Origin of the sequence: Methylorubrum sp. SL192 (assembly GCF_026672325.1) — a bacterium.
Classification (GTDB): Bacteria; Pseudomonadota; Alphaproteobacteria; order Rhizobiales; family Beijerinckiaceae; genus Methylobacterium; species Methylobacterium extorquens.
Map to the genome: position 1 here is coordinate 5,279,440 of NZ_JAPPQV010000003.1, position 16,557 is coordinate 5,295,996.

13 protein-coding genes are annotated in these 16,557 nt (G+C 70.1%); 5 read left to right on the top strand and 8 right to left on the bottom strand.

Translation table 11 applies throughout. The annotated features are described in order from the left end of the window. The first annotated feature begins 22 nt into the window (after positions 1-22). Positions 23-1,921: a flagellar hook-associated protein FlgK gene (gene flgK, locus OVA30_RS25650; RefSeq protein WP_253393807.1), complete on the top strand. Its 1,899-nt coding sequence runs from the start codon at positions 23-25 to the stop codon at positions 1,919-1,921. Between the two features lie 14 nt (positions 1,922-1,935). Then, the gene (locus OVA30_RS25655; RefSeq protein WP_268177412.1) at positions 1,936-3,729 is read left to right on the top strand and encodes a hypothetical protein; all 1,794 of its coding nucleotides are present in this window, start codon (positions 1,936-1,938) and stop codon (positions 3,727-3,729) included. 99 nt (positions 3,730-3,828) lie between these two features. Here the strand turns inward: OVA30_RS25655 and OVA30_RS25660 are convergent, their stop codons facing one another. The 6 genes from OVA30_RS25660 to OVA30_RS25685 form a co-directional block, all read right to left on the bottom strand. Continuing rightward, positions 3,829-5,115: a DUF4167 domain-containing protein gene (locus tag OVA30_RS25660; RefSeq protein ID WP_268177413.1), complete on the bottom strand. Its 1,287-nt coding sequence runs from the start codon at positions 5,113-5,115 to the stop codon at positions 3,829-3,831. 548 nt (positions 5,116-5,663) lie between these two features. After that, on the bottom strand, positions 5,664-6,554 hold the full coding sequence (prmC, locus tag OVA30_RS25665; protein WP_268177414.1) for a peptide chain release factor N(5)-glutamine methyltransferase: 891 nt from the start codon (positions 6,552-6,554) through the stop codon (positions 5,664-5,666). A 14-nt stretch (positions 6,555-6,568) separates the two neighbouring features. Next, positions 6,569-7,654: a peptide chain release factor 1 gene (gene prfA / locus OVA30_RS25670; protein WP_003599953.1), complete on the bottom strand. Its 1,086-nt coding sequence runs from the start codon at positions 7,652-7,654 to the stop codon at positions 6,569-6,571. Positions 7,655-7,848: 194 nt separating this feature from the next. Further along, entirely contained in the window at positions 7,849-8,508 is a 660-nt protein-coding gene (locus tag OVA30_RS25675; RefSeq protein WP_268177415.1) for a DUF2268 domain-containing protein, read from the bottom strand. 45 nt (positions 8,509-8,553) lie between these two features. Next, positions 8,554-10,815, bottom strand: coding sequence for a phosphoenolpyruvate--protein phosphotransferase (ptsP, locus tag OVA30_RS25680; protein WP_056463384.1), 2,262 nt, complete (start codon positions 10,813-10,815; stop codon positions 8,554-8,556). A 71-nt stretch (positions 10,816-10,886) separates the two neighbouring features. Further along, positions 10,887-12,122 (bottom strand): aspartate kinase, encoded by a 1,236-nt coding sequence (locus OVA30_RS25685; protein WP_003599950.1) that lies wholly within the window; start codon positions 12,120-12,122, stop codon positions 10,887-10,889. A gap of 359 nt (positions 12,123-12,481) precedes the next feature. On the opposite strand from OVA30_RS25685, the gene ubiG reads away from it, so the two are divergent. From ubiG to OVA30_RS25700, 3 genes are all read left to right on the top strand, one after another. After that, a complete protein-coding gene (gene ubiG, locus OVA30_RS25690; protein ID WP_268177416.1) occupies positions 12,482-13,228 on the top strand; it encodes a bifunctional 2-polyprenyl-6-hydroxyphenol methylase/3-demethylubiquinol 3-O-methyltransferase UbiG in 747 nt (248 codons plus the stop codon). A 75-nt stretch (positions 13,229-13,303) separates the two neighbouring features. Beyond that, positions 13,304-13,876 carry a YbhB/YbcL family Raf kinase inhibitor-like protein gene (locus OVA30_RS25695; protein ID WP_268177417.1) on the top strand — a complete coding sequence of 191 codons (573 nt, stop codon included), beginning with the start codon at positions 13,304-13,306 and terminating at the stop codon, positions 13,874-13,876. Between the two features lie 136 nt (positions 13,877-14,012). Further along, entirely contained in the window at positions 14,013-14,993 is a 981-nt protein-coding gene (locus OVA30_RS25700) for an NADPH:quinone oxidoreductase family protein (protein ID WP_268177418.1), read from the top strand. Between the two features lie 227 nt (positions 14,994-15,220). On the opposite strand, the gene ruvC is transcribed toward OVA30_RS25700, so the two are convergent. Together ruvC and OVA30_RS25710 are read right to left on the bottom strand one after the other, a co-directional pair. Then, positions 15,221-15,790 (bottom strand): crossover junction endodeoxyribonuclease RuvC, encoded by a 570-nt coding sequence (ruvC, locus tag OVA30_RS25705; protein ID WP_003599946.1) that lies wholly within the window; start codon positions 15,788-15,790, stop codon positions 15,221-15,223. Positions 15,791-15,879: 89 nt separating this feature from the next. Continuing rightward, positions 15,880-16,521, bottom strand: coding sequence for a YceI family protein (locus OVA30_RS25710; protein ID WP_268177419.1), 642 nt, complete (start codon positions 16,519-16,521; stop codon positions 15,880-15,882). Positions 16,522-16,557 lie beyond the last annotated feature (36 nt).

Sequence of the window (16,557 nt, forward strand, 5' to 3'; positions counted from 1 at the left end):
CCCCTGAGGGAGGAGAAGCGCCTTGGCCCTCGACGCGTTCAGCACGGCCACCGCCGGCCTGCGGGTCACGCAGGCTCAGATCGGGGTCGTCTCGCAGAACATCGCCAATGTCGGCACGGCCGGCTATGTCCGACGCACGCTCGCGCCCATCACCTCGGGCTCGGGGAATGCCGGCGTGGCGACCGGCACGGTCGCACGGGCGCTCGACGCGGCGGCGCTCAAGCAGCTGCGCGCCGAGAGCTCGGGGGCGGCCTACACCTCGCTGATGTCCAAGACCCGCACGCAGCTCGACACGCTGTATGGGCGGCCCGGAGACGCCTCGGCGCTCGACGGGGTGTTCAACAACTTCACGCTCTCGCTCCAGACCCTGGCCGCCAACCCGACATCGACGGCCGCGCGGGCGACGGTGCTCAGCGCAGCCAACGACCTCGCCACGCGCATCGGCAGCGCCGCCAACGGGGTTCAGGCCCTGCGCTCGGGGCTGGAATCGCAACTCGCCACCGATACCGAGAAGGCCAGTGGCCTGCTCGCGCAACTGGCCAAGCTCAACACCCGCATCGTCGCGACCGCGTCCGGCGATGCGAGCCGGCCCGAACTCGAGGATCAGCGCGACCAGGCGCTGACCAGCCTATCGGGCCTCATCGACATCAACGCCGTTCCTCAGAGCGACGGCAGCGTGAGCGTGCTGACCAGCTCCGGCGTCACCCTGCTCGACCGCTCCAACGCCGCCTCGCTCCGCTTCGATGCCCGCGGCACGCTCTCGGCCAACGCGCTCTACGCCTCCGACCCGTCGCAGAGCGGCGTCGGCACCATCGTCGCGTCGACGCCCGGCGGCGGCAAGATCGATCTGCTCGGCTCCGGGGCGATCCGCTCCGGATCGATCGCCGCCGCGATCGAACTGCGTGATACGGTGCTGCCTCAGGCCCAGCGCCAGCTCGACGACCTCGCGGCGGGGCTGTCGCGCGCGATGTCCGACCGACTGGCCACCGGCTCGGTCCCCACCGACGGCACCACGGGGGGCTTCGACATCGACCTGACCGGTCTCTCGGCCGGCAACGCCATCACCCTGACGGTCCAGGACGGGAGCGGCACGCAGCGCAACCTCATCCTGATGCCGTCCTACCAGAATCCGCCCCCCGCCATTCCCGCCGGCGCGACCGACGACGCGAACGCCACGGTGATCCCGTTCACGATCCGGCGGCCGGATGCGGTCCCCGCCCGCACCGCGGACGAGGTCCGCAGCGCGATCACCGCGGCGCTGGGCGGCGGGTACACGGTGTCGAGCGTGCCCGGCGGCGAGGCCGGCGCGATGCGCATCCTCTCGAGCGGCGGGGCCACCCTGGTCGCGGCGAGCGCCAGCGTGACGCAGGTCACCGCGGCGGGCGACATCAAGGGATCCGCCACGCAGATCCCGCTCTTCGTCGATGGCGCGTCCGCCGCGCTCTACACCGGCTCCTTCGACGGCGGCTCGCAGCTCACCGGCTTTGCCCAGCGCATCGCCGTGAACCCGGCGGTGGTCGGCAGCGCCGCGAGCCTCGTCGGCGTCACCGGGACGGGCGCGGCGAGCGGCATCGGCGACGGAACCCGGCCGCAGGCCCTCTTCACCGCGCTGACGAGCACCCAGCGCCTCTTCTCCTCGTCGAGCGGCATCAGCGGCATCGACGCCCCGACCCGGTCGAGCGTCGCCGACTTCGTCCAGGGCGTCATCTCGGTGCAGGGCGCGGCGGCGGCGGCGGCGCAGGATCTCGACGAGGGGCAGAGCATCGCCCTCTCGACGGCGCAGGGACGCTTCGCCTCCGCCTCGGGTGTGAACATCGACGAGGAGATGTCGAACCTGATCGCGCTCCAGCAGGCCTACGCGGCCAACGCCCGCGTGCTCACCGCCGCCCGCGACATGATCGACACCCTGCTCAGGATTTAGGTGCGGAGCCGCCGATGACCATCACCGCTTTCGCCGCCGGCACCTACCGCTTCGACCGCCAGTCGGCGAGCCTCGTCAGCATGAAGAACCAGCTCGACGGGCTGGCTCAGCAGCTCTCGACCGGGCGCACCGCCGAAACCTATGGCGGCCTGGGCGTCGCGCGCACGACCAGTCTCAGCGCGCACGCGGCGATCAGCGCGCAGGACGGCTACCTCGCGGCGATCGGCTCGGCCGAGACCCGGGTGAAGCTCACGAGCGCCAGCCTCACCCAGCTCAAGGCACTCTCCGACAGCACCCGCTCGAACCTCACCGGCATCGTCGCCACCCGCAACGAGAAGCTGCCGTCGGCCACCGTGCAGCTTGCCGCCAACAACCTCTCGGCGGCCGTCGATGCCCTGAACCAGCAGGCGGCCGGGGTCTACGTCTTCTCGGGGCGGGCGACCGAGACGGCGCCGGTCGTCTCCGACCAAGCCATCCTGGATGGTATCCCGGCCGAGGGGCTCGACGGTCTCAGGACCCTGATCACCGAGCAGAAGAAGGCCGATCTCGGCCCCTCAGGCAATGGCCGCCTGACCCAGAGCGTCGGCACCCGGACGATCGGCTTGTCGGAGGATTTCAGTGCCGAAGCACGGGCGAATTTCGGCTTCACCCTCATGGCCGCGTCGAGTTCGAACAGCGCCACGCTCGGCGCGAACGTCGTCGCCGGGTCGAAGCCCGACGTCGCCTTGCGCTTTGCCGAGCAGCCTGCCGAAGGCGCTCAGGTGCGGGTGGTGGTGCAGCGCGCCGACGGCAGCCAGACGACCCTCGACCTCACCGCCCGTGCGGGCGAGGCCGGCAATGCGGCCGGAGCCTTCTCCATCGGAGCCACCAAGGAAGAGACCGCCGCGAACCTGAAGCGGGCGCTCGGCGGAGCCGACATTGCCAGCGTGCAGAGCGCGAGCCCGCCCGGCGTGGCGGCGGACTTCAGCAACGGCCAGGCGGCCACGGCGACCCTGACCGTCGGCAGCAATCCCGCGCCCGGCGACACGATCACGCTCAAGCTCGGGATGCATGACGGCACGACCAAGTCGATCACTCTGACCGCCGCTGCCACGGCCGGGGTCGACTCCGCGACGGCCTTCGCCATCGGCGCGACGCCGGAGGAGACGACCGCGAACCTCTCCCGCACGCTCCAGAACGCCCTGACGACGGCGGCCAACACCGAACTCTCGGCGAGTTCGGCCGGCCGCGCCTCGCTGAACTTCTTCGAGGGCTCGCCCGCCGCCGGCCTGAGCCCTCGGCGCGTCGCGGCGGACGGCAACGGCTACGCCGAGACCGCGAGCGCCAAGACCGTGATCTGGTACAAGGGCGACACCGCTTCCGACCCGCGGGCGACGGCGACGGTGCAGGCCGGCACCAGCCGGACGGTCGAGATCGGCGCGCAGGCCAACGAGGAGGCGATCCGCCGGACGCTGGCCGGGATCGCCGCGATGGCGGCGGAAAACTTCACCACCGGGACCGGAACGGTCGACACGGCACGGTTCGAGGCGGTCTCCAGCCGCGCGGCGAACCTGCTCACTGCGGGCACCAGCCAGCAGAGCCTGGAGCAGATCGGCACCGATTTCGGTCTGGCCGCCAGCAGCATGGCCAATGCGAAGTCGGTGGCCAACACGACCAAGGCGACCCTGCAGGACTCCCTCGACGGGGTCGATACGGTCTCGACGGAAGAGGTCGCGGCCAAGCTCCTGAGCCTGCAGACGCAGTTGCAGGCGAGCTACAAGGTCACCTCGATCCTCTCGGAGATGAGCCTCGTCAACTATCTCCGCTGATCCAAGCGGGACGCGTATCGCTCAGCCCGCGCCGCCCTGGCGCAGGCGCCAAACGAAAGCGGCCCGAGGAAATCCTCGGGCCGCTTTCGTTTGGTTCGCTTACTCGGCCGCGTCCGGCGTGTCGGTCTTCTCGGGAGCCGCTTCGTCCTCGGGGCCCTTGTAGCGGGTCCGGCGGCGGCGCGGCTTGGGCGCGGGCGCCTCCTCGGCCGATGACGGCGCTTCGGGGGCGGGGGCTGCCTCGCGCGGCTCCGGCGCGGCGCGCGCAACCGGTGCCTCGGGGGACGGCGGGGGCGTGGGGTTACGGGTCGCCGTCATCAGGAAGGCGGGCAGCGCCGACGGATCGGCCGCCTCGGCCGCGGCGGCGCGGCTGGCTTCGCTCGCACGTCCGCGTCCGCGCCGCGGCGCCGGGCTGTCGGGGCGCTGGGGCGTCTCGGTCCGTGCTGCAGGCTCGGCGCGGGTGTCCTGACGCGGCTCCTGCCGGGGTTCTTGCCGAGGCTCTTGGCGCGATTCCTGGCGAGGCTCCTGACGCGGGGCCTCGGGCGACTCGTTGCGACCGTTCTCGAAGCGGCCGGTGTCGCGACGGTTCTCGCGACCCTGCGGCTCGCGGCCCTGGTTGTCGCGGCCTTGAAATTCACGACCTTGATTGTCCCGGCCCTGATTCTCACGGCCGTCTTGGGGCTGCTGCCCGAAATCCTGCCGGTAATCCTGACGCCGGTCCTGGCGGTAATCCTGCCGCGGGCCGTCCTGACGGGGATAGTCCTGACGATCCTGACGCTCGGGCCGATCTTGGCGCTCGGGCCGGTCTTGGCGGTCAGGCCGGTCCTGGCGATCCTGACGGAAGTCCTGCCGCGGCTCGCCGCGGTTGTAATCCGGCCGGTTGCCCTCGAAGCGCTGACCCCGGTCGTTGCGATCGTTGCGGTCGCGGCCCTGTTCGCGGGGCTGGAAGCGCTGGTTCCGGTCGTTGCGATCGTTACGCTGGGGACGGCCGTCGAAGTCGTGGCGCTCGAACGGCTGCGGCTGCTGCGTCGGGTCACCGTACTCGTCGGTGCCGTAGCCGAGCCCCTGGCGACCGCCCTCGGCGCCCTGGCCCTGCACGGTCTCGTCGTCGCCTTCCTCGTCCTCGTCGAAGCCGTTGCGGGCATAGCCCTGCGTGACCTGCGGACGACCGGGCTCCTGAGCGCCGGTGATGATCCGGAAATAGTGCTCGCCGTGCTGGAAGTAGTTCTCGGCAGCCACCGGATCACCGCTCGCAAGGGCGTCGCGCGCCAACTGTGCGTACTTGTCGGCGATATGCTGAGCGGTGCCGCGGATTTTGACGTCGGGACCGTTCGACTCGTAAGAGCGCGTCAGCGGATTCGGACCCTTGGGCCGATTGCGACCCCGCATCCGTCGATTCTGGTTTGGTCTCATCGGCCTCGATTGACCCTCGTTACCTGTCGCTCAGCGTGACTGACAGTGCTGGAGCTTGGCTCGCGGACAGGGCGAGCCGGGCGCAAGGCGCCCGACCGCGCTTCATTCCGCGATGTTTGCCGCTCGTCTGGTGGCTGCGCTCGGTTTTGGCGCGCCGCGAGACATCCCTCGACTGTCAGGTTCGATATCACCGAGCCTAGCCGCGACTGCCGGAGCGCGTCCGCTCGATGATGGGAAGACCGTCCGAAGCCGGAGGACACGGTCAAAACCGATCCTGCCGATACCGTTTAAAAGAGTGCCTCACAAAACTCCCGGTTCTCGGGAGCTCCCTTTGGCCTGTGGGGCGCAGCGGGAGTTTTGTGAGAGACGCTCAACGGACCATTGGCGGCCTGCATCTCTAAGCTAGTGACTGACGCCCTCGACAACAAGCATTTTTTCGTGGCCAAGGCGGCTTATGCCGGAATTGTGCAGGTTTATCGGCCATTCGCGTCGCGGCCCGGCGCGAAATCCGCTTCCTCGATCAGTCACCTGCCCGCCAAGGATGGCCGAAGCGTGACGACCCGGTCGTTGCCCGCGAGATCCTGGCCGACACCGATATCCTCGAATCCCGCCTCCTGCGCGAGACGGGTCAGGGCGTTTGCCTGATCGTAGCCGATCTCCAGCACGAGCGTGCCCTGCGCCGAGAGCAGGCCCGGCCGCCGGGCGACATCCGCGAGGATCGCCCGGTAGGCGTCGAGGCCGTCGGCTCCGCCGTCGAGGGCCGCCTGCGGATCGTGCAGGCGAACCTCCGGTTCGAGCGTCGCGATGACGGGGGCGGCGATGTAGGGCGGGTTCGAGACGATGAGGTCGAAGGGCCCCTCCAGCGCATTGAGCCAGGAGCCGCACAGGAAGGCGGCCCGATCGGCGACACCGTTCGCCGCCGCGTTCCGGCGGGCGATCGCCAGCGCTGCCGCCGACCGGTCGAGGCCGATGCCGAGCGCGCCCGGCCGCTCGTGTAGCAGAGCCACGAGGATGCAGCCGGAGCCGGTGCCGAGATCGATCAGGCGCAGCGGCCGCTCGCGCTCCGGCAACAGGCGGAGTGCCGTCTCCACGACGCTCTCGGTATCGGGCCGCGGCACCAGCGTCTCCGGGCCGAGGGCGAAGGGCAGCCCCCAGAACTCCCAGGCGCCGAGGATCCGCGCCACCGGCTCGCCCGCGAGCCGCCGCTCGGCCGCCTGCCGGATCGCCTCCGCCCCGGCCACGCCGAGCAGTTCGCGCCCGCGCAGCGTCAGGTCGAGGGGGGTGAGCGAGAGGGTGTGCAGCAGGAGGAAGCGCGCATCCGAGCGCGCGTTCGGCAGGCCGGCCCCTTCGAAGGTCTGGACGAGATGCCGCAGGGCGGCTTCGCGGGGAAGCGTCGGTGCAAAGCTGGGGCTCATGCCGGCCCCAGCCCTCACGCCATTCCCTCGGCGGCCAGCAGCTCGGCCTGATGCTCGGTCACCAGGGCGTCGATCACTTCGTCGAGCGCCTGGCCGGCCATGACCTCCTCCAGCTTGTAGAGGGTCAGGTTGATGCGGTGGTCGGTGACGCGGCCTTGCGGGAAATTGTAGGTGCGGATGCGCTCCGAGCGGTCGCCGGAGCCGACCTGCGCCTTGCGGTCGGCGGCCCGTGCCGAATCCTTGGCGGTGCGCTCGGCGTCGAACAGCTTCGAGCGCAGGAGGGACATCGCCCGGGCGCGGTTCTTGTGCTGCGAGCGCTCCTCCTGGACGAACACCACCACGCCGGTCGGAATATGCGTGATGCGGATCGCCGATTCCGTCTTGTTGACGTGCTGGCCGCCCGCGCCCTGCGCCCGCATGGTGTCGATCTTCAGGTCGGCCTCGTTGACGACGATGTCGACCTCTTCCGCCTCGGGCAGCACCGCGACGGTGGCGGCGGAGGTGTGGATGCGCCCCTGCGTCTCGGTGTCGGGCACGCGCTGGACGCGGTGGGCCCCGCTCTCGAACTTGAGGCGTGAGAACACGCTGCGGCCCTTCACCTCGGCCACGACCTCGCGATAGCCGCCGGCCGTGCCCTCGCTCTCCGAGATCACCTCGACGCGCCAGCCCTTCGACTCGGCGTAGCGCGCGTACATGCGGAACAGGTCGCCCGCGAACAGGGCCGCCTCGTCACCGCCGGTGCCGGCGCGAATTTCGAGGATCGCACTCTTCTCGTCGGCGGCATCCTTCGGCAGCAGGATCAGTTGCAGCGCACGGTGGGCCTGTTCGAGCGCCTCCTCGGCCTCCGGCTTCTCCTCGGCCGCGAGCGCGCGCATCTCGGGATCGCCGCCCGGCTCGTCGATCATCGCCCGGATGCCGGCCAGGTTGGCCTCTGCCAGCCGGTAGTGATGGATCGCGGCCACGACGCCGTCGAGTTCGGACAATTCGCGGGAAAGTTGCACGATGCTCCCGGCATCGGCCGAACCGTCGGCGAGCTGCGCCGTGACGATGTCGTGCCGCGCCAGGATGGCGTCGAGGCGATCGGAAGGAATGGGGGTCATCGCCTGTCAGGATACTCGTCGATGGTGCGCGTCAAATCGGAAGGGGACGGGGCGGATCGCACGGCCGCTTCGGCGGGCTCGCCGGAACGACACCGTTCATGGCGGTCCGACCGGCACCCGTTACCCGTGCGGCGACCGGGAGGGAAGATGCGCCGGGTCTGACCGGCCGCGCATCCGGGTCGTTCAAGGGCCGCTCACGCCGCAGCGGACCACGGAGACGCCGCCAGCACGGACTCCGCCGGCACGTTCACCCAGATCGCGCCATCGGGCTCGGGGTTGGCAGCGAGCCAGTCGCCGACGATCCGGTAACCGAGGGTGTATCCGAGCCAGCGCGGATGGCGGCCGCCGGCTCCGAAGAACCAGCCGGCGTGATCGTGATTGGGCGCACGAAGTTCCGCCGCACTCGGAAGATGGGCCCGCAAAGCCGTGTCGTCCAGGGCGCATTCCCAGGGCTCGGGGGGCGCTGCGAAGAGCGTCCCGGCGAACTGTCCGGCCAATCCCTCGCTGACGATCGCCTCACCCAGCGTTCGGCCGTATCCGGGCCCGGCAAAGCGACGGCAGTGATGCACCTCATGCGCGATCGTCCGCCGGATGTCGCCGGTGTCGAGGCTCGCCGCGAAGTTCGGGTTGAGCGGGTCGACCGTGAGCCCGCACAGGCTCGGCCGATAGGCGCGGCCGGCCGTTCCGACCTCCGGGATGACCGCGCCGGTCACACGCTCCACGAGGATGTCCAACCGGAACGGCGGCAGGACGCCGGCCACGGCGGTCCGAGCGACCTCGATCTCGGCTGCGATCCGCTCGCGCCAGGGCGCGAGGTCGCCCTCGGCCTCCAGCCAGTGCACCTGCCAATCCACCCGTTTTCCTCTCGCAGGCTGGGGCCGATGTCGGTCGTCGTGAACCTAAATCGGCACGCCGTTCGCCTTGGCATAGGCGGCCAGGGCGGGCCGGACCGAGGCGCCGTCGGTCACCCGGGTCAGCTCGGACTGGATCAACGCCGCGACCTCGGCGGCATCGGCGGAGAGCACCATCGCCTTGACCGGGCCGATCGAGGCCGGCGACATCGAGAAATCGCGAAAGCCTAAGCCGATCAGCGCCAGCGCCTCTAAAGGCCGGCCGCCGATCTCGCCGCAGACGGTCGCCGGGCAGCCCTGCGCCGCGGAGCGCTCGGCGATGAGGCGGAAGGCGCGCATCGCCGCCCCGCACAGGGGATCGAAGCGGTTGGCCACGCGCCGGTTCTCGCGATCGACGGCAAACAGGAACTGCATCAGGTCATTCGAGCCGACCGACAAAAAATCCGCCTCGCGGGCGATCTCGTCGATCTGGAACAGCAGCGAGGGCACCTCGACCATCGCGCCAAGGCGGCAATCGCTCGGCAGGGCGTAGCCGTGGCGGCGCAAGTGCGCCTTCTCGCGCTCGACGATGTCGCGGGCGCGGATGAACTCCTCGACGGTGGCGACCATCGGGAACATGATCTTGATCGGTCGCCCCGCCGCCGCCTTGAGCAACGCCCGCAACTGCACCCGCAGCAAAGCCGGCCGGTCGAGGCCGATGCGGATCGCCCGCCAGCCGAGCGCCGGGTTCTCCTCCTCCAGCGCCGGCATGTAGGGGAGGATCTTGTCGCCGCCGATGTCGAGGGTGCGGATCGTCACCGGCAGGTCGCCGGTGGCCGAATAGACCGCCTCGTAGAGCGTCTGCTGTTCGGCGGCCGAGGGCATCCGCTCGGCGATCATGAATTGCAGCTCGGTGCGGAACAGGCCGACGCCCTCCGCCCCGGTCTCGTGCAGATGCGTCAGATCGACGAGCAGGCCGGCATTGAGGTGCAAGCCGATCTTCACGCCGTCGCGGGTGACGGCGGGTACGTCGCGCAGGGCCCGGTACTGCTCCTGCCGCCGGGCGCGCAGGCGCACCATCTCGGCATAGGACGCCTCGACCTCGGGGGTCGGCCGGATCTGCACCTCGCCCGACAGGCCATCGACGATGATCGCGTCGCCCGAATCGCACAGGCTCGTGGCGTTAGCGATCTCGCCGACCGCCGGGATGCCGAGCGCGCGGGCGACGATGGCGATATGGCTCGTCGGCCCGCCCTCCTCCAGCACCACGCCGCGTAAGCGAGCCCGGTCGTAGTCGAGGAGTGCCGCCGGGCCCATGGAGCGGGCGACCAGGATCGCGTTCTCCGGCAGGCCGTCGCCGTTCTGGCTCTCCTGGCCGACGAGGCGGCGCAGCAGGCGGTTGGCGAGGTCGTCGAGATCGTGGAGGCGGTCGCGTAGGTAAGGGTCGCTCTGGCGCAGCATCCGGGCACGGTTGTCCGACTGCACCCTCTCGACCGCGGCCTCCGCGGTGAGACCGGACTGCACCGCCTCGCGCATCCGCCGCAGCCAGCCCTTGTCATGGGCGAACATCCGCACGGTCTCGAGGATCTCGCGGGATTCGCCCGAGCCGATGCCGTCGCCGCGCTCGACCAACTCGTCGATGGCCGAGCGCACGTCCTCGATCGCCGCCTCCAGCCGCTCCATCTCGCGCTCGACGTTCTCAGCGATCAGCGTCTTCACGACGATGCGCGGCTCGTGCAGCACGACATGTCCGAGGCCGATCCCGTCGGCGAGCGCGACGCCGCGCTGGCTCACCGGACGGCGCGCGGCGGTGCCGGCGCCGGGCGACAGCGCCTGGAGTTCACCCGAAGCGATCAGCTCGGCCAGCACCATGGCGGTGGTCTGGAGCGCTTCAATCTCCTCCTCGGAATAGACGCGGTAGGTCTTGTTCTGGACCACCAGCACGCCGAGCGTATTCCCGGCCCGCAGCAGCGGCACGCCGAGGAAGGCGTGGTAGATTTCCTCGCCCGTTTCCGGTCGATACGAGAACGAGGGGTGCGACTGCGCGTCGGACAGCGCCAACGGCTCGGCCGTCTTGGCGATCAGGCCGACGAGGCCCTCGTCGGCGCGCATGCGGGTGATGTGAACCGCGTCGCGGTTCAGACCCTCGGTTGCAAACAGTTCGAGGGTGTTGTCATCGCGCACCACATAGACCGAGCACACCTCGGCGATCACGTTCGCCGCGATGAGGACGACGATCCGGTCGAGACGCTGCTGCGGACTGACCGGCTCCGCCATGGCTTCGCGGAGCCGGCGCAGCAGCAGGCGCGGGCCTCCGGGCGCAGCGGGCATCGTGTCGTCAATCCGGGTCGGCCGGCGCAACCCTGGCTTGAGAGCCGTGGGGCCGACGCCGACGGGAACGGTCAGGCCTGGTCGAGGCCGTATAGCGAGTGGAGCGTACGGACGGCAAGCTCCGTGTAGGCGGCGTCGATCAGGACCGAGAACTTGATCTCGGAGGTGGTGATCGCGCGAATGTTGATACCCTTCTGCGCCAGCGCCCGGAAGGCCTTGGCTGCAACGCCCGCATGCGAGCGCATGCCGACGCCGATCGCCGAGACCTTGACCACGTCGGTGGCGCCCTCGATCTGGCCGAACTGGATCGTGTCGCGCTGGGCGTCGAGGATGGCGCGGGAGCGCTCGTAATCGGCCGCCGGCACGGTGAAGGTCATATCGGTGGTCGATTGATCGCCGGACACGGTCTGGATGATCATGTCGACATTGATGTTGGCATCCGCCAGCGGTCCGAAGATCGCTGCGGCAATGCCGGGGCTGTCCTTCACGGCGCGCAGGGTGATCTGCGCCTCGTCCTTCGAGAAGGCGATGCCGGTGATGATCTGCTGTTCCACGATTTGGTCCTCGTCGCAGATGAGGGTGCCCGGCCGCGCGGCATCGGGGGGATCGAAGGAGGAGCGCACCGTGGTCGGCACCCGGTGCACCATGGCGAGCTCGACGGAGCGCACCTGGAGCACCTTGGCGCCCAAGGACGCCATCTCCAGCATCTCCTCGAAGGTCACGCGCTCCATGCGCTGGGCCTTGGGCACCACGCGGGGATCGGTGGTGTAGACCCCGTCCACGTCGGTGTAGATGTCGCAGCGCTCCGCGCCGATGGCGGCGGCGATCGCCACCGCAGACGTGTCCGAGCCGCCGCGTCCCAGCGTCGCGATCCGGCCGGTCTGCGGATTCACACCCTGGAAGCCGGAGATGACGGCGACCTCGCCGCGCTTGAAGCTCTCGTCGAGATTCGTCGGATCGATGCCCTCGATCCGTGCCGAGCCATGCGCGTCGGAGGTATGGATCGGGATCTGCCAGCCCTGCCAGGAGCGGGCCTTGATCCCGTCCTTGTTGAGCGCGATGGCGAGAAGCCCCGAGGTGACCTGCTCGCCCGAGGCAACGACCGTGTCGTACTCCGCCGCGCCGTAGAGCGGGTCGGCGTCCTTGACCCAGCCGACCAGCTCGTTGGTCTTACCCGACATCGCCGAGACCACGACCGCGACCTCGTAGCCGGCCGCGACCTCGCGGGCGACGTGGCGCGCCACGTTGCGGATGCGGTCGACATTGGCGACGGAGGTGCCGCCGAATTTCATCACCAAACGGGGCATGTCGCGTCCGGTCTGCTCATCTTGTCCCTACGGTGCCGGCCGTGAGGCCGGCGCGCCGCGTCAAACGGAAAACAACACGGCGCGGCTGTACCGGGGATGCGACCGGCGGGTACAAGGGCCCCCCGGCCGTGTCAATCGGACGGCAGGACCAGGGCCATCGCTCGAAGCGCGATGGCGCTTCATTCCGGGCGCGAAGAGCGCCCCGCGGAGCGGGTTCGAGGACCGGAACGGTCGCTCGAACACAAAAGCGGAGCGAGAGCCGAGGCCGCGGAGGCGGCCGCCGGCGCTTGAGGCCAGCTGGAAAAACGGCGCAATCGGGTTCAAGCGATTGCGCTGCCACAGGTTCAAACGATGCGAAAGTGAGCCGGATGACGGGTGCCTCGATCGATCGGGACGAAGTGGCGCGCTTCGACGCCCTGGCCGCGCGCTGGTGGGACGAGCGCGGGCCGATGGCGGTTCTGCACAAGTTCAATCCCGTCCGGGTCGGCTACATCCGCGACGAGGCCTGCCGCATCTTCGAGCGCGACCCGGCGGCTTCCTTTCCCCTCGAAGGGCTCAGCGTCATCGATATCGGCTGCGGCGGCGGCGTTCTGTCGGAGCCTCTGGCCCGGCTCGGCGCGACGGTGACGGGCCTCGACCCGGCGACCGGCAACATCGCGGCCGCCCGCGCCCATGCGGAGGCGGAAGGCCTCACTATCGATTACCGCGACGAGACTATCGAGGCGGTGGCCGCCCGCGGCGAACGCTTCGACATCGTGCTCGCCATGGAGGTGGTCGAGCACGTCTCCGACCGCGCAGGCTTTCTGCGCGCGTGCTGCACGACGGTGAAGCCCGGCGGCCTGCTGTTTGCTGCCACCATCAACCGGACGATGCGCTCCTTCGCGCTCGCCATCGTCGGCGCCGAATACGTGCTGCGCTGGCTGCCGCGGGGCACCCACGATTGGGAGAAGTTCGTGACGCCGCGGGAGCTGTCCGCCGACATCACGGCGGGCGGCCTCACCGTCACCGACACGACCGGCGTGGTCTACAATCCGCTCAACGATTCCTGGCGCGCAAGCCGCGACACGGGGGTGAACTACATGGTGGCGGCGCACCGCCCCGCCTGAATGAAGGGCCCGCCTGAACGAAGCGGGCGGGTGTTCGTTGAGGGTTTTTCGCAGGACAAGCGGAGACCCTCCCCGATGCTCGAAAAGCTGCCGCACGCCATCGGTCAGGCGCTCTCCGGCCTCAGGGCCGGCGCGGAAAAGGCCGCGTTCCACACGGTCGCGGCGGAGGCCCCCGCCAGCATCCGCGTGACGAGCGAGGCCTTCGCCGACACCGCGCCGATCCCCGCCCGCTACACCGCGGACGGCGATGGGCTCTCGCCGCCGCTCGCCATCGCCGACGTGCCGGACGGGGCCGCGGCGCTCGTCCTGTTCGTGGAGGATCCGGACGCGCCCTCCTCGCACCCCTTCGTCCACCTCATCGCCTGGAACCTGCGCCCGGAAGCGCAAAACGTCCCCGAGGGGGCGTTCGCGAGCCCGGCGAGCGAGGGTAGCCCGCACGATCTGGGCCGCAACTCGTTCCAGAAGGACGGCTGGCTGCCGCCGGACCCGCCGACCGGCCACGGCCCGCACCACTACCTGTTTCAGGTCTTCGCGCTGGCCCGCCCCGCCGACCTGCCCGCCTCGCCGGGCCGCGGCTCCCTGCTCGACGCACTCCGGGACAACGTGATCGCCAAAGGCATGCTGACGGGGACCTACGAGCGGGCCTGAACGTCTTGCGCTCGATATCTTGCGCTCACGGCGTGCGAGCGGGCATGACCGTGGCTGAACGCGGCACCGATCCCGCTCCCGCCTGCCGGGCGTGGGGATCTGGCACGACCGGCGATGTGAGGGAGACGGCGCTGATATGAAGGCCCTGGTGTGCAGCCGGCTCGGTGGGCCGGAGGATCTCGGCATCGAGGACCTGCCCGATCCGGTGGCGGGCCCCGGCGAGGCGCTGGTGCGGGTGCGGGTCGCGGCGCTGAACTTCTTCGACACGCTCATCATCGCCGGCCGCTATCAGGTGAAGCCCGAACTGCCGTTCTCCCCCGGCGGCGAGGCCTGCGGCGTGATCGAGGCTTTGGGCCCCGATGCGGAGGGCTTCTCCGTCGGCGACCGGGTGATGGTCCATCTCAGCCACGGCACCGCCCGCGAGCGGATCGCGGTTCCGGTGAAGCGCCTCGCGCGGGTGCCGGAGGCCGTCTCCGACGAGATCGCCGCCGGGCTCTCGATCACCTACGGCACCACGCTCCACGCGCTCCGGGATCGCGCCCGCATCCGGCCGGGCGAAACCCTCGTCGTGCTCGGCGCGTCGGGCGGCGTCGGGCTCGCGGCGGTCGAACTCGGCAAGCTGCTCGGGGCGCGCGTCATCGCTTGCGCCTCCTCGCCCGAAAAGCTCGAGACCGCCCGTGCCCACGGCGCCGACGACCTGATCGACTACAAGGCGGACAACCTGCGCGAGGCCTTGCGGCGCCTCACCGGCGAGCGCGGCGTCGACGTGGTCTACGACGCGGTCGGCGGTGATCTGGCCGAGCCGGCCATGCGCGCGCTCGGCTGGAAGGGGCGCTTCCTCGTGATCGGCTTTGCCGCGGGCGAGATCCCGAAATTCCCCCTCAATGTCATCATGCTCAAGGGCATCGACGTCCAGGGCGTCCATTGGGGCGCCTTCGGCGAGCGCGAGCCGGAGGCGCATGCGGCCAACCAAGCCCAACTGCTCGCCTGGGCGGCGGAGGGCAAACTCACCGTGAAGGTGCACGGCGTCTATCCGCTCGACGCCTACGCGGAGGCGCTCGGCGTGCTCGTCCGCCGCGAGGCGGTCGGCAAGGTGTTGCTCGACCTCAGAGGCTAGAGACGGGTCAGGCCGGAGAGATTCGGGTCAGGACGGCTTCGCGGCGTCGGTCGGCCGCATCGTCGGCACGGTCGGCACCTCCGCCGCCGAGCTTCGGGAGACCGCCCGGACGATGAGCGTCACCGCCGAGCGATCCGCCAAGCCGAGCCGTTGCGCCTGGAGGTCGCCCGATCCTCGTCAACGTCCGCTCCGCGTAGGCGGTCCGGAGGTATCGCGGCCGATCAACTTTACCGGTCGAGCCGCGCCAGCGCCGCGGCGATCCGCGCCGCACCCGGTCCCCCGCCCGCGGCCACGGCGTGGCGGCGGTCGAGGGCGATGGCGCCGCGGTGGCTGGCATGGGTGATCGCGATGGCGAGTGCGTCGGCTGCGTCGGCGAGCTTGAACTCCGCCTTCGGCAGCAGGAACTTCACCATCGCCTGGATCTGAACCTTCTCCGCGTGGCCGTTCCCGGCCACGGTCTTCTTCACGAGGTTGGCGGCATATTCCGCCACCGGCAGGCCGGCCAGCGCCGGCACCAGCAGCGCCACGGCGCGGGCATGGCCGAGCTTGAGCGTGGCCTGCGCGTCCTTGTTGACGAAGGTCTCCTCCACCGAGACCTCGTCGGGCGTGTAGGTCGTGACGATGCGGGTCAGGCCTTCGTGCAGCTCGCGCAGGCGCAACGCCAGCGGCAGGTCTCCGTCGGAGGTGACGACGCCGCAGGCGAGGTAGGACAGCTTGCTGCCCCGCGCCGTGATCAGACCCCAGCCGGTGCGGCGCAGGCCGGGATCGATGCCGAGGATGCGGACGTCCGTGGTCATGGCCTCGGCCTCCTTCAGAGCATCGATCCGGTACGGCACATATCGTGAACGAAGCGTTGCCGCAAACCGGCGGCCCGCTTCGCCGCTTCCTACTGAAGCTTGAACTCGCCCTCCAACCGGAGGGACACCTCGTCGCCCAGCAGCGGCAGGAAGGCGTTCACGCCGAACTCGGAGCGCTTGATCACCGTCCAGCCATCGAAGCCGACCGAATAGATCTTATCGACCGGGTTGACGCCCGCTTGATTGAAGGTGGCGTCGAACGAGACCGGCTTCGAGACGCCGCGCAGGGTCAGGGTGCCGTTGACGCGCGCCGTCGTCGGGCTCGTCGGCTCGACCGACGTGCTGACGAAGGTCGCCTCGGGAAACTTCCCGACGTCGAGGAAATCCGGCTGCTTGAGATGCGCGTTGAGCTTGTCGTTGAGACCGTTGGCGCTGCCGGTGCCGATCTTGACCGAGAGGCTGCTCTTGGCCGGGGCGGCGGGATCGAGGACGAGGTCGCCCGACACCTCCGTGAACTGGCCGTAATAGGTCGAGAAGCCGAGATGGCTGATCGACCACGTGATCTTGCCGTGCGCCGGATCGAGCCGGTAGCGCCCGGCCTTCACCTGCCCCGGATCCTTGGTCAGAGCGGGTGCCGTTCCCTGGGCGGCCTCCTGTGCGTGTAGACCGCCGGGCGCGGCGAATGCGAAACCCGCCAGCAGGAGGGCGGCGAGGGCGTGCGTGCGCTTCATGCGGTCACCTTGTCGGTTGTGCCGCCACGACGGATA